The 23,091-nt window shown below is 70.5% G+C and carries 19 protein-coding genes and 1 tRNA gene; 5 read left to right on the forward strand and 15 right to left on the reverse strand.

From position 1 onward, the window contains the following. Positions 1–189 precede the first annotated feature (189 nt). The 4 genes from ACZ4NT_RS19650 to ACZ4NT_RS19665 form a co-directional block, all read right to left on the reverse strand. Positions 190–1,620, reverse strand: a complete 1,431-nt coding sequence (locus tag ACZ4NT_RS19650; protein ID WP_467726553.1) for a GH1 family beta-glucosidase — start codon at positions 1,618–1,620, stop codon at positions 190–192. 101 nt (positions 1,621–1,721) lie between these two features. Continuing rightward, positions 1,722–2,630: a carbohydrate ABC transporter permease gene (locus tag ACZ4NT_RS19655; protein ID WP_121402860.1), complete on the reverse strand. Its 909-nt coding sequence runs from the start codon at positions 2,628–2,630 to the stop codon at positions 1,722–1,724. 12 nt (positions 2,631–2,642) lie between these two features. After that, positions 2,643–3,659 (reverse strand): carbohydrate ABC transporter permease, encoded by a 1,017-nt coding sequence (locus ACZ4NT_RS19660; RefSeq protein ID WP_121402861.1) that lies wholly within the window; start codon positions 3,657–3,659, stop codon positions 2,643–2,645. A gap of 5 nt (positions 3,660–3,664) precedes the next feature. Beyond that, the gene (locus ACZ4NT_RS19665) at positions 3,665–4,984 is read right to left on the reverse strand and encodes an extracellular solute-binding protein (RefSeq protein WP_121402863.1); all 1,320 of its coding nucleotides are present in this window, start codon (positions 4,982–4,984) and stop codon (positions 3,665–3,667) included. Positions 4,985–5,309: 325 nt separating this feature from the next. Between ACZ4NT_RS19665 and ACZ4NT_RS19670 the strand changes: the two genes are divergently transcribed. After that, positions 5,310–6,365, forward strand: coding sequence for a LacI family DNA-binding transcriptional regulator (locus ACZ4NT_RS19670; protein ID WP_121402865.1), 1,056 nt, complete (start codon positions 5,310–5,312; stop codon positions 6,363–6,365). Positions 6,366–6,390: 25 nt separating this feature from the next. Continuing rightward, positions 6,391–7,218 (forward strand): serine/threonine protein kinase, encoded by an 828-nt coding sequence (locus tag ACZ4NT_RS19675; RefSeq protein WP_121402867.1) that lies wholly within the window; start codon positions 6,391–6,393, stop codon positions 7,216–7,218. A gap of 95 nt (positions 7,219–7,313) precedes the next feature. On the opposite strand, the gene ACZ4NT_RS19680 is transcribed toward ACZ4NT_RS19675, so the two are convergent. From ACZ4NT_RS19680 to ACZ4NT_RS19695, 4 genes are all read right to left on the reverse strand, one after another. Continuing rightward, positions 7,314–7,386 (reverse strand) — tRNA-His (locus ACZ4NT_RS19680). Positions 7,387–7,492: 106 nt separating this feature from the next. Further along, complete coding sequence (orn, locus tag ACZ4NT_RS19685) at positions 7,493–8,095, reverse strand: oligoribonuclease (protein WP_121402869.1); 603 nt, start codon at positions 8,093–8,095, stop codon at positions 7,493–7,495. A 113-nt stretch (positions 8,096–8,208) separates the two neighbouring features. After that, positions 8,209–9,444, reverse strand: a complete 1,236-nt coding sequence (locus ACZ4NT_RS19690; protein ID WP_121402871.1) for a helix-turn-helix domain-containing protein — start codon at positions 9,442–9,444, stop codon at positions 8,209–8,211. Between the two features lie 378 nt (positions 9,445–9,822). Further along, entirely contained in the window at positions 9,823–10,290 is a 468-nt protein-coding gene (locus tag ACZ4NT_RS19695) for a hypothetical protein (protein WP_467726556.1), read from the reverse strand. 369 nt (positions 10,291–10,659) lie between these two features. On the opposite strand from ACZ4NT_RS19695, the gene ACZ4NT_RS19700 reads away from it, so the two are divergent. Further along, on the forward strand, positions 10,660–11,187 hold the full coding sequence (locus ACZ4NT_RS19700) for a universal stress protein (protein WP_121402873.1): 528 nt from the start codon (positions 10,660–10,662) through the stop codon (positions 11,185–11,187). Positions 11,188–11,517: 330 nt separating this feature from the next. Here ACZ4NT_RS19700 and glmS read toward each other — a convergent pair whose 3' ends face one another. Together glmS and ACZ4NT_RS19710 are read right to left on the reverse strand one after the other, a co-directional pair. Then, positions 11,518–13,335 (reverse strand): glutamine--fructose-6-phosphate transaminase (isomerizing), encoded by a 1,818-nt coding sequence (gene glmS / locus ACZ4NT_RS19705; RefSeq protein ID WP_121402875.1) that lies wholly within the window; start codon positions 13,333–13,335, stop codon positions 11,518–11,520. 61 nt (positions 13,336–13,396) lie between these two features. Continuing rightward, the gene (locus ACZ4NT_RS19710) at positions 13,397–13,654 is read right to left on the reverse strand and encodes a hypothetical protein (protein WP_121402877.1); all 258 of its coding nucleotides are present in this window, start codon (positions 13,652–13,654) and stop codon (positions 13,397–13,399) included. A 164-nt stretch (positions 13,655–13,818) separates the two neighbouring features. On the opposite strand from ACZ4NT_RS19710, the gene ACZ4NT_RS19715 reads away from it, so the two are divergent. Next, positions 13,819–15,378, forward strand: a complete 1,560-nt coding sequence (locus tag ACZ4NT_RS19715; RefSeq protein ID WP_467726589.1) for a purple acid phosphatase family protein — start codon at positions 13,819–13,821, stop codon at positions 15,376–15,378. A gap of 18 nt (positions 15,379–15,396) precedes the next feature. Here the strand turns inward: ACZ4NT_RS19715 and ACZ4NT_RS19720 are convergent, their stop codons facing one another. Beyond that, positions 15,397–16,284, reverse strand: coding sequence for a DUF4429 domain-containing protein (locus ACZ4NT_RS19720; protein WP_121402881.1), 888 nt, complete (start codon positions 16,282–16,284; stop codon positions 15,397–15,399). Between the two features lie 104 nt (positions 16,285–16,388). On the opposite strand from ACZ4NT_RS19720, the gene ACZ4NT_RS19725 reads away from it, so the two are divergent. Then, a complete protein-coding gene (locus tag ACZ4NT_RS19725) occupies positions 16,389–17,987 on the forward strand; it encodes a beta-N-acetylhexosaminidase (protein WP_467726558.1) in 1,599 nt (532 codons plus the stop codon). A gap of 55 nt (positions 17,988–18,042) precedes the next feature. On the opposite strand, the gene ACZ4NT_RS19730 is transcribed toward ACZ4NT_RS19725, so the two are convergent. Genes ACZ4NT_RS19730 through desA form a run of 4 tightly spaced genes read right to left on the reverse strand, consistent with a single transcriptional unit; the run spans position 18,043 to position 23,078 of the window. Then, positions 18,043–19,815 (reverse strand): IucA/IucC family protein, encoded by a 1,773-nt coding sequence (locus ACZ4NT_RS19730; RefSeq protein ID WP_467726560.1) that lies wholly within the window; start codon positions 19,813–19,815, stop codon positions 18,043–18,045. Beyond that, positions 19,812–20,375, reverse strand: coding sequence for a GNAT family N-acetyltransferase (locus tag ACZ4NT_RS19735; RefSeq protein WP_467726562.1), 564 nt, complete (start codon positions 20,373–20,375; stop codon positions 19,812–19,814). Before ACZ4NT_RS19735 ends, ACZ4NT_RS19730 begins: the two co-directional genes overlap by 4 nt. Beyond that, positions 20,372–21,652, reverse strand: a complete 1,281-nt coding sequence (locus ACZ4NT_RS19740; RefSeq protein ID WP_183116839.1) for a SidA/IucD/PvdA family monooxygenase — start codon at positions 21,650–21,652, stop codon at positions 20,372–20,374. The genes ACZ4NT_RS19735 and ACZ4NT_RS19740 overlap by 4 nt, the downstream gene beginning before the upstream one ends. After that, on the reverse strand, positions 21,636–23,078 hold the full coding sequence (desA, locus tag ACZ4NT_RS19745) for a lysine decarboxylase DesA (RefSeq protein ID WP_121402890.1): 1,443 nt from the start codon (positions 23,076–23,078) through the stop codon (positions 21,636–21,638). Before desA ends, ACZ4NT_RS19740 begins: the two co-directional genes overlap by 17 nt. Between the last annotated feature and the right edge of the window lie 13 nt (positions 23,079–23,091).

The raw sequence follows: 23,091 nt of genomic DNA on the forward strand, positions 1-23,091 counted from the left end.
CCTTTTCTGGGTGCCTTGGTTCCCTTTTCCCCCCCCCCCCCCCCCCCCCCCCCCCCCCCCCCCCCCCCCCCACCCCCCCCCCCCCCCCCCCCCCCCCCCCCCCCCACCCCCGCCACCCCCCCCCCCCCCCCCCCCCCCCCCCCCCCCCCGGCCCCCCGCTCCGTTTCCCCCGTTCCCCCGTGCGGTGGCCTACTCGGCGAGGACCGGCGACGGCAGGGTCCCGGTCCGGGCGGCCTCCCGGTACCAGTGCGCGCTCGACTTCGGCGTACGGGCCAGCGTCGAGTAGTCCACGTAGACCGCGCCGAACCGCTTGCCGTAGCCGTAGGCCCACTCGAAGTTGTCCATCAGGGACCAGAGGTAGTAGCCGCGGACGTCGGCGCCGGCGGTGATCGCGTCGCGCACGGCGGACAGATGGCCGTGCAGGTAGGCGATGCGCTCGGGGTCGTGCACACGGCCGTCGGGGTCGGGCTTGTCGTCGTACGCGGCGCCGTTCTCGGTGATGTACAGCGGCAGGCCGGGCACCTCGCGGGTGTAGCGCATGATCAGCTCGTGCAGGCCCGTCGGGTCGATCGTCCAGCCCATCTCCGTGCGCTCGCCCGGCGTCTGGTGGAAGGCGACGTCCTCCGCGCCCGGCCACGGCGAGAACGCGCTCGCCCCGTGGCCGTCCGCGCGCGGTCCGGCCGCCTCCGTCTCCGCGGCCGACACCAGTGCCGGTGTGTAGTAGTTGAGCCCGAGCGCGTCCAGCGGCTGGTGGATCAGCCGGAGGTCGCCGTCGAGCACGTACGACCAGTCGGTGACCGAGGCCGTCGCCGTGAACAGGCTCTGCGGGTACGCGCCGTGCAGCATCGGACCGTGGAAGACGCCGTTGGCCAGGTCGTCGATGCGCCGCGCCGCCGCCAGGTCCGCCGGGCTCTGCGAAAGCGGCCTGACCACCGACGAGTTGAGACTGACCGCCACCGTGTTGCGGGCGGGCATGGCGGAGCGCAGTGCCGACGTGCCGAGCCCGTGCGCCAGGTTCAGGTGGTGGGCCGCGCGCAGGGACGCCGCCGGGTCCGTACGGCCGGGGGCGTGCACACCCGACCCGTAGCCCAGGAAGGCGCTGCACCACGGCTCGTTGAGGGTGATCCACTGCTCGACCCGGTCGCCCAGCGCCTCACCGACGATCTGCGCGTACTCGGCGAACCGCAGCGCCGTGTCCCGCTCGGGCCAGCCGCCCGCGTCCTCCAGCTCCTGGGGGAGGTCCCAGTGGTAGAGGGTGACGGCGGGCTTGATGCCGTGGGCCAGCAGCTCGTCGACGAGCCGGCGGTAGAAGTCCAGGCCGCGCTGGACGGCCGGGCCCCGGCCGGTCGGCTGCACGCGGGGCCAGGAGACGGAGAAGCGGTAGGCGCCCAGGCCGAGGTCCGCCATCAGGGCCACGTCGTCGCGGTAGCGGTGGTAGTGGTCCACCGCCACGTCGCCCGTCTCACCACCCGCCGTCCTGCCGGGTGTATGGCTGAAGGTGTCCCAGATCGAAGGAGTGCGGCCGTCCTCCCGCACCGCTCCCTCGATCTGGTAGGCGGAGGTCGCCGCACCCCAGAGGAAGGCGGGGGGAAAGGACACGGGCGTCACGGACTCGGGCATGGAAGCGCTCCCATGAAAGGTCGGGGGAGACCGACGGTGAAGAGAGAAGGGAAAGGCGGGGGGCCGGGGCGGCGATGACCCGGCCCCCGGAGGACGAGGGGTCAGCCCTTGACGGCGCCCTGCATGATGCCGCCGACGATCTGCTTGCCGAACAGGGCGAAGACCAGCAGCAGCGGCAGCGTGCCGAGCAGCGCGCCCGCCATGATCAGGGACTGGTCGGGCGTGTAGCCGCGGCCGAGTCCCGCCACCGCGACCTGCACGGTCGGGTTGCCGGTCTGGGTCAGCACGAGGAACGGCCACAGGAAGTCGTTCCACGTCTGCACGAAGATCAGCATGCCGAGGACGGCCATCGCGGGCCGGGCCGCGGGGAACACCACGTGCCAGACCACCCGCCAGCTGCTCGCGCCGTCCACCCGGGCCGCCTCGATCAGCTCGTTCGGCAGCGCCTGGATCAGGTACTGGCGCATGAAGAACACGCCGAACGCGCTCACCAGGGAGGGGAAGATGACCGCCTGGAGCTGGTCGGTCCAGTCGAGCTTGGCGACCATCATGTACAGCGGGATCACGCTGAGCTGCGGCGGCACCATCATGGTGCCGATGACGATCAGCATCATGGCGCCGCGGCCCCGGAAGCGCAGTTTGGCGAAGGCGAAGCCGGCGATCGTCGACAGGAAGACGACGGTGGCCGCCGAGATCCCGGCCACGAGCGTGGTGTTGAACATCGCCTCGCCGAGGTTGGCGTCACCCCAGGCGAGATCGAGGTTCTTGAAGAGGTTGGAGCCGAACCACAGCGGTGGCGGGGTCTGCGCCAGCCGGTTGGTGTCGCGGGAGGCGGCGATCGCGGTCCACACCAGTGGAAACAGCGAGCCGATGGTGAACAGGGCGAGGATCAGGTACGCGATCGGGCCGCCGTGCAGCTGTCCGCCCGCGCGCGCGGACTTGGGGCGCCGGGAGCGTCCCGGCTCCTTCGGCACGGTGTCGGCGGGAGGTGTCGTCAGGGTCGTCGTCACGGCCGGTTCTCCTTAACTACTGGCGCGCAGCCGGCGCGAGATGACGTAGTTGACGATCCCGATCACGATGAGGATCAAGAACATGGTCCAGGCGATGGCCGAGGCCCGCCCGAGGTGCTGGTTGACCCAGCCCTGCTCGTACAGATAGAGCCCGAGCGTCTGGAACTGGTGCTCGGCCCCGCCGGAGGCTCCCTTGTTCTGGTCGAACAGCAGCGGCTCGCCGAAGACCTGGCTCGCCCCGATCGTCGACACGACCACGGTGAACAGGATCGTCGGGCGCAGCTGCGGCAGCGTGACGTGCAGGAACTGCTTCCAGCGCGAGGCCCCGTCCAGGGCCGCCGACTCGTACAGGTCCTGCGGGATGGCCTGCATCGCGGCCAGGTAGATCAGCGCGTTGTAGCCGGTCCAGCGCCACACGATGATCGTCGAGACGGCGATCTGGGAGGGCCACTTGTCGTTCTGCCAGTCGATGCTGTCCACGCCCACGAAGTGCAGCGCCCAGTTGATCATGCCGTAGTCGCGGCCGAAGAGCAGGACGAAGACGAGGGAGGCGGCGGCGATCGACGTGGCGTACGGCGCGAGCATCGCGACCCGGTAGAAGGTCGAGGCCCGCAGCTTGTAGTTGAGGATGTGCGCCAGGCCCATCGCCATCAGCAGTTGCGGGACGGTGGAGATGATGCCGATGGTCAGGGTGTTCTTCGCCGCGTTCCAGAAGAACTCGTCGTCGAAGATGCGCGTGTAGTTGCGCAGGCCCGCCCACTCCATGTCCGTGGGTGCCGTCAGCTCGACCGTGTGCAGCGACGCCCAGCCCGTGTAGATCAGCGGGAAGAGCCCGAAGGCGAGGAAGAGCAGGAAGAACGGTGAGGCGAAGACGTACGGGCTCCAGCGCAGGTCCCGCTGCCAGCGGCGCGAGAGCCGGGCCCGGCGCCGGGCCTCCGCGTCCGAGGGCGCTCCGGCCGGAACGCGGTCGGCCGGGGCCGCGCCCCCCTCCTTCACGGGGGGCGCGGCGGTGTCGTGCCGGGTGGCCATACCGGTCACTTCTCCAGGTTGTTGTCGATGGTCTTCGTGGCCGTCTTCCAGGCGTCCGCGGGGGACTTGCCCTTCGTCACGAGGAACACGCCGTTGTCGGTCAGACCCTGCTGGATGATCTGGTCCTTCGGGCCGATCACCTGGACCGGGCTGTCCTTGGCGGCCGCCGCGAAGATGGTGCCGATCGGGGCGTCACCGAAGAAGTCGTTCTTGGCTCCGGTCACCTCGGGAAGGTCGTAGGAGCTCTGGGCGCTCGGGAAGCTGCCCCGCTTGGCGAACAGGGTGGCCTGCTGCTTGGGCGCGGTCAGCCAGGCGGCGAGCTTGGAAGCCTCCTCGACGTTCTTGCCGGCCTTCGGCACGGAGAGGAACGAGCCGCCCCAGTTTCCGCCCTTGGGCGCCTTGGCGACGTCCCACTGGCCCTTGGTCTCCTTGTTCGCCTTGGACGCGATGTAACCGAGCATCCACGGCGGGCAGGAGACGGCGGCGAACTTGCCGTTGGCGAACGCCTGGTCCCACGTCGGCTGGAACTGCGTGAGGTTGCCGGTCAGACCGTCCTTGGCCGCTCCCGCGGTCAGGTCGAAGGCGGACTTCACGGCGGGGTTGTCCTTGTAGATGACCTCGCCCGACGCGTCGTAGAACTTCTCGGTCTCGCTGCCGAGGACCGCGTTCAGCAGGCCGCCGGGGGAGTCGAGGAAGGTGGTGCCCTTCGGCGCCTTCTTCTTGTACTCCTTGCCGACGTCGACGAACTTGTTCCAGTCGCCCTCCCACTTCTTCGCGAGTTCCTCGCGGTCGGTGGGCAGACCGGCCTTCTCGAACATGTCCTTGCGATAGCAGATCGCCATCGGGCCGATGTCGGTGCCGAGGCCGACCGTCGCCCCGTCCTTGGCGGTGGCCTGCTTCCACTTCCAGTCGAGGAAGTCCCCCTGCTTCACCCCCGAGACCTTGGAGAGGTCCACGAGCTTGGACGCCTGGGTGTCGACGACCTCGGCGATGTTGCCGACTTCGACGCCCTGGATGTCGGCGAGACCACTGCCGGTGGTGAGGTGGTTGACGAGAGCCGGGTAGTAGTTCTCGTTCCGCTCGGTGACGTTCTCCTGGATCTTGATGTCCGGGTTCAGCTTCTCGTACTCGTCGTACAGTCCGGCCTCCTTGAAGCCGAACGTGCCGAACAGACCCAGGGTGATGGTGGTCTTGCCCTTGCCGCCGCCCGACGAGCCAGAGTCGTCACCGCCGTCGTCGGCACAGCCGGCCAGCAGCCCGGCGCCCAGCGCTGCGACGGCCGTGACGACCACCGCCTTGCGGGCGGTAAGGGTACGTGCTCGCATTGCATCCTCCTGTTGCCCTGACGTGCCGACCCCCCGGCCAACTGCTCTGTTGGGCCCGTTAGTTCTCGCTGCGGCTCGGGCGGGGAACGTGCGGGATGTGTTTTGTCAGGTACCGTGGGAGCGCTCCCACAAGTGATGTGTTGAAGAGTCGTCGGTTCACGCGGGGGTGTCAAGGGTGGGGACGCGGAGACCTGCCTTCGGTTATCGGGCTGTTAACTAATCCGTGGCCGGAGGCGGAGCGACTCCTCTCCGGGCGTCGTGCGCGGATCAAGACTGTTAGATTCCAGGCCAACGCGGAGTGACGCGGTGTGAAGGGAGGCGGACCATGGCAGGCCACGGAGCGCGGGGCCGGAGCGGCGGACGGCCGACTCTCGAGGAGGTCGCCGCGCGGGCCGGTGTGGGCCGCGGCACGGTGTCCCGGGTGATCAACGGTTCGCCGCGGGTCAGCGACGCCACCCGCGCCGCCGTCGAGGCGGCCGTCGCGGAACTCGGCTACGTGCCGAACACGGCCGCCCGCGCGCTCGCCGCGAACCGCACCGACGCCATCGCCCTCGTGGTCCCCGAGCCCGAGACCCGCTTCTTCGCGGAGCCGTACTTCTCCGACATGCTCAAGGGCGTCGGCGCGGAGCTGTCCGAGACCGAGATGCAGCTGCTGCTGATCTTCGCGGGCAGCGACCGGGAGCGTCGGCGCCTGGCCCAGTACCTGGCGGCGCACCGGGTGGACGGCGTCCTGCTGGTCTCCGTCCACGCCGACGACCCCCTTCCGGACCTGCTGTCCCAGCTGGAGATCCCGGCCGTGATCAGCGGCCGGAGATCCGCCCGGGAGACGCTCCCGTCGGTGGACTCGGACAACTTCGGCGGCGGCCGGGTCGCCGTCGAGCACCTGGTCGCACGGGGCCGCCGGACCATAGCCCACCTGGCCGGACGCCTGGACGTCTTCGGCGCCCAGCGCCGCATCGAGGGCTACCGCGAGGGACTGGTCGCCGCGGGCCGCGAGGTCGACGAGGACCTGATCGTGGCCGGCGACTTCACGGAGGAGGGCGGCCGGCGGGCGATGGCGGAACTCCTCGACCGCTGCCCCACCCTGGACGCGGTCTTCGCCGGCTCCGACGTCATGGCGGCCGGGGCCCGCCAGGTCCTGCGCGAGGCGGGCCGCCGTATACCGGACGACGTGGCGCTGGTCGGTTACGACGACTCGGCCATCGCCCGCCACATGGATCCCCCGCTGACCAGCGTGCGCCAGCCGATCGAGGAGATGGGGCGCGCCATGATCGACCTTCTGCTCGGTGAGATCGCGGACCGCAGGCCCGTCGCCTCGCGCGACCTGGAGAGCCGTCAGGTGGTCCTGCCGACGGAACTGGTGGCGCGCGCTTCGTCCTGACCTCCGGTAGGGCAAGCTGGCGTCCATGGTCCTCCATCCCTTGCTGGCAGTCGACGAAGTCTCCGCCGTGGAGCCGTATCTGGGCCGGGTGGGTGAGGTGTTCACCGCGTTCCGGGAGCAGGACTCCGGGTGCGTGTCGTACGGGGTACGGCTGCTCGACGGCCAGTGCTGGTTCGTCAAGGAAGCGGTCACCGACCGCGCCCGCCGGTCGCTCGAACGCGGCTGGGCGTTCCACCGCGCGGTACGGCACGCGGCCATCGTCCCGCAGGTCCACCGGATCGCCGTCCGGGACACCTGGGCGGTGGTGATGCCCTGGCGCAAGGGCGAGGTGCTCTGCCACCCCACCGCTGCCGGGCCGGGTGACCGCACGAGCCCGCACACCCCGATGGCCCGCTTCCGCGCCCTGCCGACCGCCGACGTGCTGCGCGCCTTCGACCGCGTCCTGGACGCCCATCTCGCCGTGGAGGGCGCCGGCCATGTCGCGGTCGACTTCTACGACGGGGCGCTGCTGTACGACTTCGCGGGCGGCGTGGCCCATCTGATCGACCTCGACGAGTACCGTCCGGGCCCCTTCGTGGTGGAGGAGGAGCGGCTGCCGGGCTCCCGGCGGTACATGGCGCCCGAGGAGTTCGAGCGGGGCGCGGTGATCGACGCCCGTACGACCGTCTTCACCCTCGGCCGCACCGCCCGGCTGTTCCTGGACGCCGGGGACGAGGAGCGCGCCTGGCGGGGTACGGCGCCGCAGCTGGCGGTCATCGAGCGGGCGACCCGGACGGATCCCGGCGAACGGCACGAGGACGTCGCCGCGTTCGCCGCCGCCTGGCGGGCCGCCTGTCCGGCCCGGGCCGCCTGAGGCCGGCGCCCGCGCGGACCCGGGTCCGCGCGGAGGGCCCCTGATACGCAAACAGCCGGTGACCTGTCTGAACAGGTCACCGGCTGATTACTCAGGGTGAGTGACGGGACTTGAACCCGCGGCATCCTGGACCACAACCAGGTGCTCTACCAGCTGAGCTACACCCACCATGCCCGGCGGTTCTGCGAAAGTCGTTTCACCGACCGGCCGAGAAAAAGTGTACAGGGTCCGAAGGGGTGCTCGCGCCCGCCTTTTCCGCGAGGCGGGCGGGAGGCTATTCGGCGGGCAGGACGTGCTTCGCGGCGATGGTGCGGGCGGTGTCGGAGTCCGGGCCCGGCTGCGGGACGAAGATCGCCTCGCGGTAGTAGCGCAGCTCGGCGATGGACTCGCGGATGTCGGCCAGCGCCCGGTGGTTGCCGTTCTTCTCGGGGCTGTTGAAGTACGCCCTCGGGTACCAGCGGCGGGCCAGCTCCTTGACGGAGGAGACGTCCACGATCCGGTAGTGGAGGTAGTCCTCGAGCGTCGGCATGTCCCGGAGCAGGAAGCCGCGGTCGGTGCCGACCGAGTTCCCGCACAGCGGGGCCTTGCCGGGCTCCTTGACGTGCTCCCGTACGTAGGCGAGGACCTGTTCCTCGGCGTCCGCCAGGGTGGTGCCGGCGGCCAGTTCGTCGAGGAGGCCGGAGGCGGTGTGCATCGTGCGCACCACGTCCGGCATGGTCTCCAGCGCGGCGTCGGGCGGACGGATCACGATGTCCACCCCCTCGCCGAGTACGTTCAGCTCCGAGTCCGTGACCAGTGCGGCCACCTCGATGAGCGCGTCGTCCGACAGCGAGAGGCCGGTCATCTCGCAGTCGATCCACACCATGCGATCGTTCATGTGTCTTACCCTACGGCCCGCTCCGGCCCGCCGGACCGCCCGTGCACCGGGCATCGGGTGCGTGGGGCGGCGGTGGGCCGGGTGGGAGCCCGTGGGCCCCCACCCGTGGGGTGCTACGGCGCGCTGCGCTGTCCCGGCAGGCTCGGGCGGCCCGCCGCGTAGAAGTCCTGGCCGTGCCGGGCCGGGTCCATGGACAGCGAGGCGGACGGGCCGACCGCGCTCGCGGCCGCCGTACGCCGGGCCTGGAGCGGTACCGGGCTCTCCTGGTGCACCGCGGGAGCCGGTCCCGGGGACCCCGCGGAGCCCTCGTTGTCCGACGGGCGCTCACCCTGCGGACGGCGCGCCCGGTAGGCGGCGCGGTACGCGGCGGGGGAGGACCCCAGCTGACGGCGGAAGTGGCCGCGCAGCGCCACCGGCGAGCGGAAGCCGCAGCGGCCCGCGACCTCGTCCACCGAGTAGTCCGACGTCTCCAGCAGCCGCTGCGCCTGGAGCACCCGCTGCGTGATCAGCCACTGCAGGGGAGCACTCCCGGTGAGCGAGCGGAAGCGCCGGTCGAAGGTCCGCCGGCTCATGTAGGCGCGCGCGGCCAGGGTCTCCACGTCGAACTGCTCGTGGAGGTGCTCCAGCGCCCAGGCGACGACCTCGGCGAGCGGGTCGGCGCCGATCTCCTCGGGTAAAGAGCGGTCGAGGTAGCGCTCCTGACCGCCGCTGCGGCGCGGTGGCACCACCAGACGGCGGGCCAGCGCGCCGGCCGCCTCGTTGCCGTGGTCCGTCCGCACGATGTGGAGACAGAGATCGATTCCGGCCGCGGTGCCCGCCGAGGTCAGTACGTCCCCGTCGTCCACGAACAGTTCGCGCGGGTCGACGTGGACCGACGGATAGCGCTTGGCCAGCGTCGGTGCGTACATCCAGTGTGTGGTGGCCGGCCGGCCGTCCAGCAGTCCGGCGGCGGCCAGCACGAAGGCGCCGGTGCACAGCCCGACTATGCGGGCGCCCTCCTCGTGCGCCCGGCGCAGTGCGTCGAGCGCCTCCTCCGGTGGCGGTGAGGTGATCGACCGCCAGGCGGGCACGACGACGGTGCCTGCCCGTGAGATCGCCTCCAGCCCGTGTGGCGCGGTGAGTTCGAGGCCCCCTGTGGTCCGCAGTGGGCCTTCCTCACCGGCGCTCACCAGAAGTCGGTAGCGCGGAACTCCCGCGTCCTGGCGGTCGATGCCGAACACCGACAGCGGTATGGAGCTCTCGAAGATGGGGCCGCCGCTGAACAGCAGCACCGCGACGATCTCCTTGCGGCGTCGCCCGGACAGTTTCCGGGCCGCGGCTTCCGGCGCGGCAGTGGAGTCGTGGCTCATACTGCTAAGCCCCCCTCGGTGGTCGCGGCTCCTCGGTTGTGTCGCTCCTGCACGTTTCCCCTTGGTCCTGCACGAGTCCCCCGCCGTAAGACAGTCATGATCGAATCTACTGTGTCCCGTGGTGCCGGCGTGACCAGTTCACCATCCGGCACATTGTCGACATGGCAACTTGGCGTGAAGCATTCGATCACGAAGCGTTGCACTCGTGGGCCGTGCAGGGAAGTGCGCCTTGTGCCAGTGGCCGGTCCCCATAGGGTGCGTACGTCCCCCGGAAGCCTTTCCGTGCAGGTGGAACGGGGGTTGAGGGGTCGTTCGACCAAGCCATGCACGGGTAAGCGAAGTTGGCTGAAAAGATGCGGGGGCGTGCGCACAAACCGGTCAGTCGCCCGGCGTATTTCCCCCCACGCGCCGGCCGCCCCGGTGCGCCCCCGCACCGTTCCTCCCGTGTGCCCCGGCCGCACCGAGGAAACCGCCCCGGACGCCCGGTCCGCCGGACATCGCGTGCGAGCCGCTCCGCACCCGGTCGCCCTTCCCGTTCCCGCCGCCCGCGGACGGACCCGGCCGGCCGTGCCGCCCCCGGTGCGGGGCGCGTTCCTCGGCACGCAGCCGGGCCGCGCCCCGCTCGGACTGCCGCAGCAGCATCCGGCAGACGGCGGTCACGGCCCCCAGCCCCAGTGCCGTGCCGGCCGCCCCGGCGAGCGAGGTGCCGTACAGGACGAGCACCACGGGGACCAGGACGCAGCTGAAGACGGCCCAGCGCACCACGTCGCTCGCCGTGTCGGGCGGGGGCGGCGCGGGCGTGCGCGGCGCGGAGGCGGACGGGGACGCGGTCTCTGGTCCGGGCACGCTGTGCTCCCTTGTACTCCCGTGCTTCCCGTGGTCGTGGCTCACCCGGTTCAACGCCTGTTCGACCGGCCGGTCACTGCCCGGAGGCCGCGGACCGGCGGGAGCGGGCCCCACGGTACGCTCCCGCCGGCCCGCGGAGCCCGGGTCGGGGCGAACCCCGCGCAAACCGCCTGTACGGGGCAGCAACCATTGCGTTACGGGCGCCCCCTCGTGCATGCTCCCTGGAACCCCGCGCAGAAGGCACGGGAGATGGGCAGAGGAGGCGTACCGCCGTACCCTTGGGGGTATGGGGTTGGGAAGGTGATTCCCGGACACAGCTCCGCCGCTCTCTGTCGTCCCACCCACGAGGATCCACACGCCGAGACACTCATGGCCGGTCACGAATTCTTCGATCCCGCGGACCGCAAGCGCCCCGTCGCCGATCCCACGGCGGCCGAGCCCTTGGCGGCGAAAGAGCCACGCCACTCCTGCGATCCCGCGTTCAAGCACGGTGTCGTGGTCGGCTTCGACGGCTCCACGTCCAGTGAGCGCGCCCTCGCCTACGCGATCGGCATGGCCCACCGCTCCGGCTCGGGGCTGATCATCGTGCACGTCGCCAACCGGCTGCCGACCACGGTGTGGGCGGGCTGCGAGCCCCCGGTCTTCGTCGACGTGCCGGACCACCGCACCGAGGTGCTCGGGCTGGAGCTCGCCTGCGCGGAGTACCTGGCCGAGGTGCCCTGGATCCTCGTCGAGCGCGGCGGCGACATCTGCCACGAGCTCGAAGAAGTGGGGCAGGAGTACGAGGCGGACGCCATCGTCGTCGGCTCCACGCACGGCATCGTCGGCCGCCTCTTCGGCTCGGTGGCCGGCCGGCTCGCCAAGCGAGCCAAGCGGCCCGTCATCGTCATCCCGTAGCACACCGCGCACGTCGTGCACCGCCGAGGCGCATCTCCCCCCCGTTCGGGGCGGGATGAGGCGCCGACCGGCCAACTCCCTTGCCGCGCAACCCGAATCTACTCGCGCGTAGAGGTGTTTGTGCCTTTGTGAAGGGCATATACCGGTCGCCGGTCCCCGCCCTTCAGGGGCGCGCCGCCGGCCGGGGGGTGACGGCCGCCGGCCGGAGCGGGCGCGGGCCGGGGCAATGGGCGGCCCCGGCCCTGACAGAGCGGCCCCCTGCGCGAAGGTGGCACGCGCGGGGGGCCGTTCATGTTCCGGAGGGTGCAAGTCCCGCCAGGAGCAGGCGGATTACTCCACCGTCACCGACTTGGCCAGGTTGCGCGGCTTGTCGATGTCCCGGCCCAGGGCCAGCGCCGTGTGGTAGGCGAGGAGCTGGAGCGGGATGCCCATGAGGATCGGGTCCAGCTCGTCCTCGTTCTTCGGGACGACGATGGTCTGGTCGGCCTTCTCCTGCTCCTGGTGCGCGACGGCGAGGATCTTGCCGCTGCGGGCCTTGATCTCCTCCAGCGCGGCGCGGTTCTTCTCCAGCAGGTCGTCGTCCGGGACGATCGCGACCGTGGGCAGGGCGGGCTCGATGAGCGCCAGCGGGCCGTGCTTCAGCTCGGAGGCGGGGTAGGCCTCGGCGTGGATGTACGAGACCTCCTTCAGCTTCAGCGAGGCCTCGCGGGCCACCGGGTAGCCGCGCACCCGGCCGATGAAGAGCATCGAGCGGGCCTCTGCGTAGTTCTCGGCCAGCTTCTTGATCTCGTCCTCCTGCGCGAGGATCTCGGAGATCTGGCCGGGCAGCTTGCGCAGGCCCTCGATGATCCGCTTGCCGTCGCGCACCGACAGGTCGCGGGTGCGGCCCAGGTGCAGCGCGAGCAGCGCGAAGGCCACCGTGGTGTTGGTGAAGCACTTGGTGGAGACGACGCAGACCTCGGGGCCGGCGTGGACGTACATGCCGCCGTCGGCCTCGCGGGCGATCGCCGAACCGACGACGTTGACCACGCCCAGCACCCGGGCGCCCTTGCGCTTCAGCTCCTGGACGGCCGCCAGCACGTCGTAGGTCTCACCGGACTGCGAGACGGCGACGTACAGGGTGTCGGGGTCCACGACCGCGTTGCGGTAGCGGAACTCGGAGGCCGGCTCGGCGTCCGCGGGGATGCGGGCCAGCTCCTCGATCATCTGGGCGCCGATCATGCCCGCGTGGTACGAGGTGCCGCAGCCGAGGATCTTCACCCGGCGGATCTGGCGGGCCTCGCGGGCGTCCAGGTTGAGGCCGCCGAGGTGCACGGTGGAGAAGCGGTCGTCGATGCGGCCGCGCAGCACGCGGTCCACGGCGTCGGCCTGCTCGTGGATCTCCTTGTGCATGTACGTGTCGTGGCCGCCCATGTCGTACGACTCGGCCTCCCACTCCACGGTGGTCGGCTCGGCGGTGGTGCGGGTGCCCTCGGTGGTGTACGTGCGGAAGTCGTCGGCCTTGAGGGTGGCCATCTCGCCGTCGTCGAGGGTGACGATCTGGCGCGTGTGGGTGACGAGCGCGGCGACGTCCGAGGCGACGAACATCTCCTTCTCGCCTATCCCGAGGACGACGGGCGAGCCGTTGCGGGCCACCACGATGCGCTCGGGGAAGTCGGCGTGCAGGACGGCGATGCCGTAGGTGCCCTCGATCACGCGCAGGGCGTCGCGGACCTTGTCCTCGAGCTTCTCGGCCTGCGAGCGGGCGATGAGGTGGGTGAGGACCTCGGTGTCGGTCTCGGAGAGGAACTCGACGCCGTCGGCCTCCAGCTTCTTCCGCAGGTCGCCGGCGTTGTCGATGATGCCGTTGTGGACGACGGCGACCTTGCCGTCGTGCGAGAGGTGCGGGTGCGCGTTCACGTCGGAGGGCGCGCCGTGGGTGGCCCAGCGGGTGTGCGCGATGCCGGTGGTGCCCTTGAAGCGAGCCGGGACCTTGGCCTCCAGGTCGCGGACCCGGCCCTTGGCCTTGACCATCTTCAGGCCGGTGGCCTTGGGGGTGGTGACGACGATGCCCGCCGAGTCGTAGCCCCGGTACTCCAGGCGCTGCAGCCCCTCCAGGAGCAGCGGTGCCACATCACGCCTGCCGATGTACCCGACGATTCCGCACATACGTCCCTCGGTTCCCCTCTGTCGTTCTGTTCGCTGTGTCGTTCGGCTCCGCCGCCGGCGGTCAGCCGTAGACGATGCGGCGCAGCTGCCGGAGCGTGAGCTCGGGCGGCGCGACCGCGCGGTACTTCAGATCCGCCTCGATCCGTTCGAAGATCGCCGTGTTGACCAGGCCCTGGGCCTGGAGCTCGCGGTGGCGGCGACGGACGTACTCCTCGGTCGTCTCGTCGAAGTAGGCGAGCACGTCCTGGATCACCCGTAGTGCCTCGCCCCGGTTGAGAGGGCTGGAGCGCGTCAGGTGATCAACAAGTTCGTCGTGCACCCGTTGATCCTGGGGTACGCGAGGGTGATGCGCAAGAAACCTGCCCGATATCGGGCAAGCGGCTGTTGAATCTCTCATGGACCGCTGTTTGCGGACTGTCCATCCCGCGTCCTGCCGACCGTTGCTTGCCTGGAGCAACTTCTGGCTCCATGGACACACCACGCATGGGCGTACCGGAGCAGCTCGCCGACCGGATGAGCATGGCCGAGCAGCACGAATACCTCCGGGCGCGCTTCTCCCGGCGCACGATGATGCGGGGCGGCGCCGTCACCCTGGGCGCGGTCGCCGGCGGCGCCTTCGTGCCGGGCGCGACCGCGCAGGCCGCCACTCCCGTCCGGGGGACGAGCACCGAGAAAGTGGACGGCGCCTTCGTCGCCCCCTTCGGCCGCCACCTCGCCTACGGCGCCGACCCGCGCACCGAGATGACCGTCTCCTGGCAGGTCCCGGTCGCGGTCCGCAGGCCGTACCTGCGTATCGGCGCGCACCCCTGGGACCTCTCCCGCAAGATCGAGGCCGAGGTCCGGGAGCTGTTCACCCCGGCCGGCGTCGGGGCGAGCGGCGACCACACCCAGTACTACCTGCACGCCCGGCTCACCCGGCTGCGGCCCGGGAAGACCTACTACTACGGGGTCGGCCACGACGGCTTCGACCCGGCGTCCGCCCGCCTCGCGGGCACCCTCGGCACCTTCACCACCGCTCCCGCCCACGCACAGCCCTTCACCTTCACCGCCTTCGGCGACCAGGGCGTCAGCTACCACGGGCTGGCCAACGACAGCCTGATCCTCGCCCAGAACCCGGCCTTCCACCTGCACGCGGGCGACATCGCCTATGCCGACCCCGCCGGGCAGGGCAGGAGCAGCGACACCGGCTTCGACTCGCGCACCTGGGACCAGTTCCTCGCGCAGACCGAGTCGGTCGCCAAGCAGGTGCCGTGGATGGTCAGTTACGGCAACCACGACATGGAAGCCTGGTACTCGCCCAACGGCTACGGCGGCGAGGAGGCCCGCTGGCAGCTGCCGGAGAACGGGCCCGACCGGGCGAACCTGCCCGGTGTCTACTCCTTCGTGCACGGCAACACCGCCGTGATCTCGCTGGACGCCAACGACATCTCCTTCGAGATCCCGGCCAACCTCGGCATCTCCGGCGGCACCCAGACCAGGTGGCTGGAGGCGCAGCTGAAGAAGTACCGGGCCGCTGCCGACGTCGATTTCGTCGTGGTCTTCTTCCACCACTGCGCCTACTGCACGTCCACCGCCCATGCCTCCGAGGGCGGGGTGCGCCGGGAGTGGGTGCCGCTCTTCGAGAAGTACACCGTCGACCTGGTGATCAACGGCCACAACCACGTCTACGAGCGCACCGACGTCGTCAAGGGCGGCCGGGTCGCCAAGCAGCTCCCGATCGGGGGCACCGCGTATCCCGAGACGGACGGCGTCGTGTACGTGACGGCGGGCGCCGCGGGCCGCGGCCTCTACGCCTTCAGCGCCGCCGAGTCGTACCAGGGCCACGAGAAGGACCTGGACTCCGTGTCGTCCTTCGTGTGCCTGGAGGACGGCGTCAGGCAGAACGAGACGGTCGACTGGTCGCGGGTGCGCTACCTCGACTACTCGTTCCTGCGGGTGGACGTGACGCCCGCGCCGAAGGGGCGCACCGCCACGCTCACGGTGCGGGGGATCGCCGAGACGGGCGAGGAGGTGGACCGCTTCACGGTGGCCCGCCGGGTGTGAGCCGGCCGGCGGCGGTCCTCACATCCTCCTGAGGACCGCCTGCTTGGCCAGCGTGAACTCCTCCTCGGTGAGGACGCCCGAGCGGTGCAGTTCCCCGAGTTCGCGCAGCCGGCGCAGCAGCGCGTCGTGGTCGTCCTCCACGGGCGGGGCGTCGGCGGTGAGCTGCTTGCGCTCGTCCCGCGGCGGTGGCACGTCGGCGACGGCCGCGGCCGGGTGCGGCAGCCGCGCCTGCACCGCCGCCGCCACCAGCGCCATCAGCGGGTCCTTCTTGAAGCCCCACAGCTGCACGGAGTTGGGGTCGTACTTCGGTGGCACCCTGGTCTGCTCGCCGCGTACCGAGAAGCGCAGGTAGCCGTCCTCCAGCCCTGCCGAGGGATGCCACTCCACGCCCGCGATGTCGGCGACGGGCAGCGTGCGCGGGCCCGCCGCGGCCTTGGCGTCCTCCGTCTTCCAGTTCCACTCCAGGCGCACCTGCTCCCCGTCGAAGCTCGCCGTGCCGTCGCCCGCGGACACGGACAGCGGCACCGGCGGGCCGGGCAGCAGGTAGGAGGCGACGGGCGCGGCCGGAACCCCGTCCAGGAGCAGGGCGTTGCGGACCTCGTCGACCAGGTACTCGGCGACGCCGTAGCGGTCCGACTCGACGACGAGCTGATACGGGTCGGCCGCGTCCGCGAGTCTGCCGCCGGTCGCCTGGAGCAGCGGGTCCGCGCCCTCGCGCAGCCGCAGCCGCAGGCGCCCCGCCTTCTTGCCCTGCTCGACGGAGATGCCGGCCAACGCCTGCAGCGGCACGCTCAGTTCACCCAGGGTCCTGCGGAGCAGCCCGACGTTCTTGTCCCGTCCCGGGGTCAGCCGCAGCGCGTCGCCGTCGAACGTCCACGTGCCGTCCCTCTGGATGATTTCCGCCATGAGGGGGATTGTTCCACCGGTGGTACGGGAGAGTGGTCTATACCCATCAGGGTCCGGACCAGGGCCCCGTCGGAGCTCGTTGAGCTTCATGGAAGGGAGCGCATGTGAGACAGCACCACAGAACGCCCCGCCTGCTCGGTACGCTGCTGCTCGTGGTGGCCGCCGGAATCTCCGTGGCCGGCGCGGCACCCGCCGCGACCGGCACCCCCGCCGTCCCGCTCGGCCGGGTCGTGCCCGCGCCGGCCTCCGTCGAGGCGAAGGGGTCGCCGTACCGCATCACCGCCGGCACCCGCATCCGGGTCGACGGTTCGCCGGAGGTCCGCCGGGTCGGCGAGTACCTCGCGGACGTGCTGCGGCCCTCCACCGGCTACCGGTTGCCGGTCACCTCGCGCGGCGGCGACGGCATCCGCCTCAGGCTCGGGTCGAACGCGGCGCGCGCCCTCGGCGACGAGGGGTACCGCCTCGACAGCGGCCCGTCCGGGGTCACGATCACCGCCCGCAGGCCGGCCGGTCTCTTCCACGGCGTCCAGACGCTGCGTCAGCTGCTGCCGGCCTCGGTCGAGCGGAAGTCCGTGCAGCCCGGTCCCTGGCTCGTCGCGGGCGGCACCGTCAAGGACTTCCCGCGCTACGGCTACCGCGGCGCGATGCTCGACGTCTCCCGGCACTTCTTCACCGTCGGCCAGGTCAAGTCCTACGTCGACGAGTTGGCGCTCTACAAGATCAACAAGCTGCATCTGCACCTCTCCGACGACCAGGGCTGGCGCATCGCCGTCGACTCCTGGCCGCGCCTGGCCACCCACGGCGGTTCGACGCAGGTGGGCGGCGGCCCGGGCGGCCACTACACCAAGGCGCAGTACCAGGAGATCGTCCGGTACGCGGCCTCGCGCCATCTGGAGGTCGTCCCAGAGATCGACATGCCGGGCCACACCAACGCGGCGCTCTCCTCGTACGCGGAACTGAACTGCGACGGAGTGGCGCCACCGCTCTACACCGGCACCGAGGTCGGGTTCAGCTCGCTGTGCGTCGACAAGCCAGTGACGTACGACTTCGTGGAGGACGTGATCCGGGAGCTGGCCGCGATCACACCCGGCCGGTACCTCCACATCGGCGGGGACGAGGCGCACTCCACGAGCCACGCCGACTACGTGGCCTTCATGGAGCGGGTGCAGCCGATCGTCGCCGAGTACGGCAAGACCGTGATCGGCTGGCACCAGCTGACCGGCGCCGCGGTGGCCGAGGGGGCGCTGGCCCAGTACTGGGGGCTGGACGGCACGAGCGCCGCCGAGAAGGCGCAGGTAGCGAAGGCCGCGCAGCACGGGACGGGGCTGATCCTCTCCCCGGCCGACCGGGTGTACCTCGACATGAAGTACACCGCGGACACCCCGCTCGGCCTGGACTGGGCCGGACTGGTGGAGGTGCGGCGGGCCTACGACTGGGACCCCGGGAGCTATCTGCCCGGCGCCCCCGCGTCGGCCGTCCGGGGCGTGGAGGCCCCGCTGTGGACCGAGACCATCCTGAACTCGGACCACATCGAGTACATGGCGTTCCCGCGCCTTCCGGGCGTCGCGGAGCTCGGCTGGTCGCCGGCCTCGACGCACGACTGGGACGCCTACCGGGTGCGGCTCGCGGCGCAGGGGCCGCGCTGGGACGCGCTGGGGATCGACTACTACCGGTCGCCCCAGGTGCCCTGGCCCGCTCCGTAGTCCGCCGGACGAAGGTGGGGCCCGGGAGGACCGTCTCCCGGGCCCCACCCGGCTTTCACAGGCCCGCGATGGGGTTCTTCAGGCTGCCGACGAGCTGGAGCGCGCCCGACGGGTCGGCGAGGTCCACCATCTGCCTGTTGTTGCGCAGCTGGAGCCGGTTGAGGCAGGACAGGGCGAACTCGGGCGCGAACATGTCGTACTGCCGGAACTTGTCCGCGAGTTCGGGAGTCGCGTCCTGGTACGCGCGTACGCACTCGGCGACCGTCCGCCAGAAGTCGTCCTCCTCCAGGATGCCCTCGGTGGCGAGGTTCGCCGCGAGGAAGCGGAAGAAGCAGTCGAAGACGTCGGTGAAGATCGACAGCAGCTTCGTGTCCTCGGGTACCTCCACCCGGATCCGCTCGACCGCCGGCGGCAGCACCGCGTCCGGGTCCATGACGGCGATCTCCTCGGCGATGTCCTTGTAGATCGCCCGGCGGACCGCGCCGTCCTCGAGGACCAGGATGACGTTCTCGCCGTGCGGCATGTAGACGAGGTCGTACGCGTAGAAGCTGTGCAGCAGCGGTGTGAAGTAGGCCCGCAGATAGCCCCGCAGCCACTCCACGGGGGTCAGTCCCGACTGCCGGATCAGCGCGCCCGCCAGCGACGCCCCCTCGTGGTCGACGTGGAGGAGGGAGGCCATCGTCGCCAGGGTCTCGCCCTCCTGGAGCGAGGGCACGGGGCTCTCGCGCCAGAGCGCGGCGAGCATCTTGCGGTACGGGGAGTAGCGGTCGGTCGCCGCCTCGTACTCCAGATGGCGATAGCCGACGGCGGCGCGCTCCCGGATGATCGACAGACCGGTGGACTTGAGGACCGGGTCGTTGTCGACGAGCTGGGCGAGCCAGTCGTTGATCGCCGGGGTCGCCTCCATGTAGGCGGCGGAGAGCCCGCGCATGAAGCCCATGTTGAGCACCGACAGCGCGGTCTTCACGTAATGCTTCTCCGGGGCGCTCCTGTTGAAGAACGTCCGGATGGACTGCTGGGCCAGGTACTCGTCGTCGCCCTCGCCGAGGCAGACGAGGTGGCGCTGGGCGACCTCCGCCGCGAAGGTCACCGAGAGCTTGTTCCACCACTGCCACGGGTGGACGGGGATGAAGAGGTAGTCGGCCGGGTCGAGACCCTGGGAGGTGAGCGTGCCGGTGAAGCGCTCGACGGTCTCCTCGCCCAGCTCCTCGCGCAGGAAGGACTCGTACTCGATGCCCACGCCCGCCGTGAAGGCGGCCCGTGAGCGGTGCGCCGCCAGCCAGACCAGCCGGACCGGGCTCGCGGTCTCGGGCGCGTACGAGAGGTACTCGTGCACCCCGAAGCCGAGCCGCCCGTTGTTGGCGACGAAGCAGGGGTGGCCCTCGGTCATCCCGGTCTCGATGGCCTGGAAGCCGCCGGCGGCCAGCTCGGCGGAGCCGATCTGCGGCTTGGTGAGCTTGTAGCAGGTGCCGGAGAGGGTGGAGGAGATCTCCTCCAGATACACCGGCAGGACCTCGTCGCTCAGCCCCAGCGAGGACTTCAGCTCGATGAAGAAGTCCAGTGCGGAGAGCGGGAGTTCGGTGCCGTCGCGGTGGCGGGTGAGGGAGCCGGCGTCCACCTGCCAGTGGTCGAGCGCGCGGCGGCGGGCGGTGAAACCGTAGCGGGTGAGGCCGTCGTCGCTGCGGACGGTCCAGCGGTCCCCGCCCTCCGGCTGCGGGGTGATCAGCCGCTCGTGGGCGAACTCGGCGAGCGCCTTGCGGACGAGTTGACGGTTGGCCTCGGCCCAGCGCTCGGGGGAGAGGTGGGCCACGGCGTCGGACAGGGTCATATCTCCACTCCTCGGACGGCCGCCAGGACCGCCGCCTCGCGGGCCGCCAGATACTGCTCGCGCGTGCAGAAACTCAGCAGCGCCTTCTTCTCCGGCTTGTCGATCTCGCGGTCGGGGACGAAGCCGACCGCCGTGTTCAGGGCATGGACGGCCGTGTTGCGCACGTCCGGTTCCACCACGACCCGGCGGGTGCGGGGGTCGGCGAAGAGTTCGTCCATCACCGCGGTGATCACCGCCCGGGTGAAGCCGTGCACGGGTGTGTCGGTCGGTGCCACCAGGAAGTGCATGCCGACGTCACCGGGCTCGGGGTCGTACAGGCCGACGAGTTCGACGTGCGCCGGGTCGTAGCGCTCCATCAGGAACGTCGGCTCGCCGTGGTTCAGCCCGAGGAAGGCGTCGTGGTGCTCGTGGGCCGCGATCGCCATGTACTCGCGCTCCACGTCCTGCAGTGCGGCGTCCTGCATCATCCAGAACGCGGCCTTGGGATGCGTGACCCAGCCGTGCAGCAGTTCGGCGTCCTTCAGGGGGTCGAGCGGGCGGATGGTGAAGCTGGTGCTCATACGGCGAACTCCTGGAACGCGATCGTCTTCTCGACGGGGTAGTACTCGGTGCCGAGCAGCTCACGGATGATGTACGCGTTGCGGTACGCGCCCATGCCCAGGTCCGGGCTCGTGATGCTGTGGGTGTGCACACCGGCGTTCTGCAGGAAGACCCCGCGGCCGGTGACGTCGATGGCGTAGTTGCGGGCCACGTCGAAGTTGTTGCGCGAGTCGTAGCGCAGCCGGTCGCGGACCGGCTTGAGGAACTCCGGTTCTGCGTACTTGTATCCGGTGGCCAGGATCAGGCCCTCGGAGGTCAGCTCGTAGTCCTTCTGCTGCTCCTCCTGGCGCAGCCCGAGCGTGTATCTGCCGTCGCGGTGGACCGCGCTGTTCAGGGAGGAGTTGGTCAGGAGCCGGGTGGGGACGGGTCCGCCGACGTTCTTCTGGTAGAGCAGGTCGAAGATGGCGTCGATCAGCTCGCCGTCGATGCCCTTGAACAAGCCCTTCTGCTCCGACTGGAGGCGGTAGCGGGTCGGCTCCGGCAGCGCGTGGAAGTAGTCGATGTACTCGGGGGAGGTCATCTCCAGCGTCAGCTTGGTGTATTCGAGCGGGAAGAACCGCGGCGAACGCGTCACCCAGTTCAGCCGGTAGCCGTGGACGTCGATCTCGCTCAGCAGGTCGTAGTAGATCTCGGCGGCGGACTGCCCGCTGCCGACCAGCGTGATCGACTCCTTCTGCTGCAGCTCCTGCTTGTGCTGCACATAGCGGGAGTTGTGGATGAAGTCGCCGCCCAGGCCCGCGCAGGCCTCGGGGATGTAGGGCGGCGTCCCGGTGCCGAGGACGAGGTGCCGGGCGCGGAAGGTCTCGCCGGCCTCGGTGCGGACGAGGTAGACCTCGGCGCTCTCGTCGTAGGTCACCTCCGCCACCGTCGTGCCGAACCGGATGCTGCTCAGCTTCGAGGCGGCCCAGCGGCAGTAGTCGTCGTACTCGACCCGCAGCGGGTAGAAGTTCTCGCGGATGTAGAACGCGTAGAGACGGCCCGATTCCTTCAGGTAGTTGAGGAACGAGTACGGGGACGTGGGGTCGGCGAGGGTGACCAGGTCCGACATGAACGGGGTCTGGAGGTGGGCGCCTTCCAGGAACATGCCGGAGTGCCACTCGAAGTCCGGCTTGGACTCCAGGAAGACGCCGTCCAGTTCGGTGATCGGCTCGGTGAGGCAGGCGAGGCCGAGGTTGAAGGGGCCCAGCCCGATTCCCACGAAGTCGTGCACGCGGGCGGATTCAGGAAGCGCGGTCAAGGGACTCTCCCAGGTACTGCTCGGCATGGCCGGCGATCAGACCGAGTACGGCGGCGATGTCGTCGGCCGTCGTCTCGGGATTGAGCAACGTGAACTTCAGGTAGTGGCGGCCGCCGACCTTGGTGCCCGCGACGACGGCGTCGCCGGAGGCGAACAGCGCCTTGCGGGCGTAGAGGTTGGCGCGGTCGATCTCGGCCGGGTCGGTGACGGCCGCCGGGATGTAGCGGAAGACGAGGGTGGACAGCGAGGGCCGCACGACCACGTCGAAGCGCGGGTCGGCGGCGAGGAGCTCCCAGCCCTCGGCGGCGAGGTCGCAGACCTCGTCGAAGAGCTGGCCGATCCCGTCGGCGCCCATCACGCGCAGCGTCATCCACAGCTTGAGGGCGTCGAAGCGGCGGGTGGTCTGCAGGGACTTGTCGACCTGGTTGGGGATGCGCTCCTGCACCATGCGGCGGGGGTTGAGGTACTCCGCGTGGTAGGTGGCGTGCCGCAGCGTGGACGCGTCGCGCACCAGCACGGCGGACGAACTCACGGGCTGGAAGAAGGACTTGTGGTAGTCGACGGTGACCGAGTCGGCACGCTCGATTCCGGTGAGCCGGTCCCGGTTCTTCAGCGAGGTGAGCAGGCCGCAGCCGTACGCGGCGTCCACGTGCATCCAGGCGCCGGACTGGGCGCACAGCTCGGCGATCTCGGGCAGCGGGTCGATGGAGCCGAAGTCCGTGCTGCCGGCCGTGGCGACGACCGCCATCGGGGTCAGGCCCTCGCGCTTGCAGCGGTCCAGCTCGTGGGCGAGGGCGACGGTCTGCATCCGCTTGTCGTGGTCGACGGGGATCGACACGACGCTGTCCGCGCCCAGGCCGAGGAGTTTGGCGGACTTCTTGACGCTGAAGTGGCTGACCTCGGAGGCGAAGATGCGCAGCGAGGCCAGGTCGTCCGCCTTGGCCTCCTCGCGGGCCAGCAGCAGCGCCTGGAGGTTGGACTGCGTGCCGCCGCTGGTGAACACGCCGTCGGCGGCCGGTCCGAGGCCGATGCGCTCCGCCGTCCAGTCGACGAGCTTGCGCTCGATGAGGGTGCCGCCGGCGGACTGGTCCCAGGTGTCCAGCGAGGAGTTGACGGCGGAGAGGACCGCCTCGCCGAGCACCGCGGGGATGACGACCGGGCAGTTGAGGTGCGCGAGGTAACGGGGGTGGTGGAAGTAGACCGCGTCCCGGAGGTAGACCTCCTCCAGCTCGTCGAGGACCGCGGTGGTGTCGTGCAGCGGGCGGTCCAGGTCGATCTGCTCGATACGGGGGGCGAGGGCGTCGACCGTGACGCCGGTGAACGGACGGTCGGTGGTGGCGAGTTTGGCCGCCACCCGCTCGACTCCTTCAATCACGGAGCGGCGGTACCGATCCGCGGTCGTGTCATTGAGCAGGTGCGAGCGCATGTGGGGGTCCTCC

It is taken from the genome of Streptomyces sp. NPDC026417 (genome assembly GCF_055567695.1).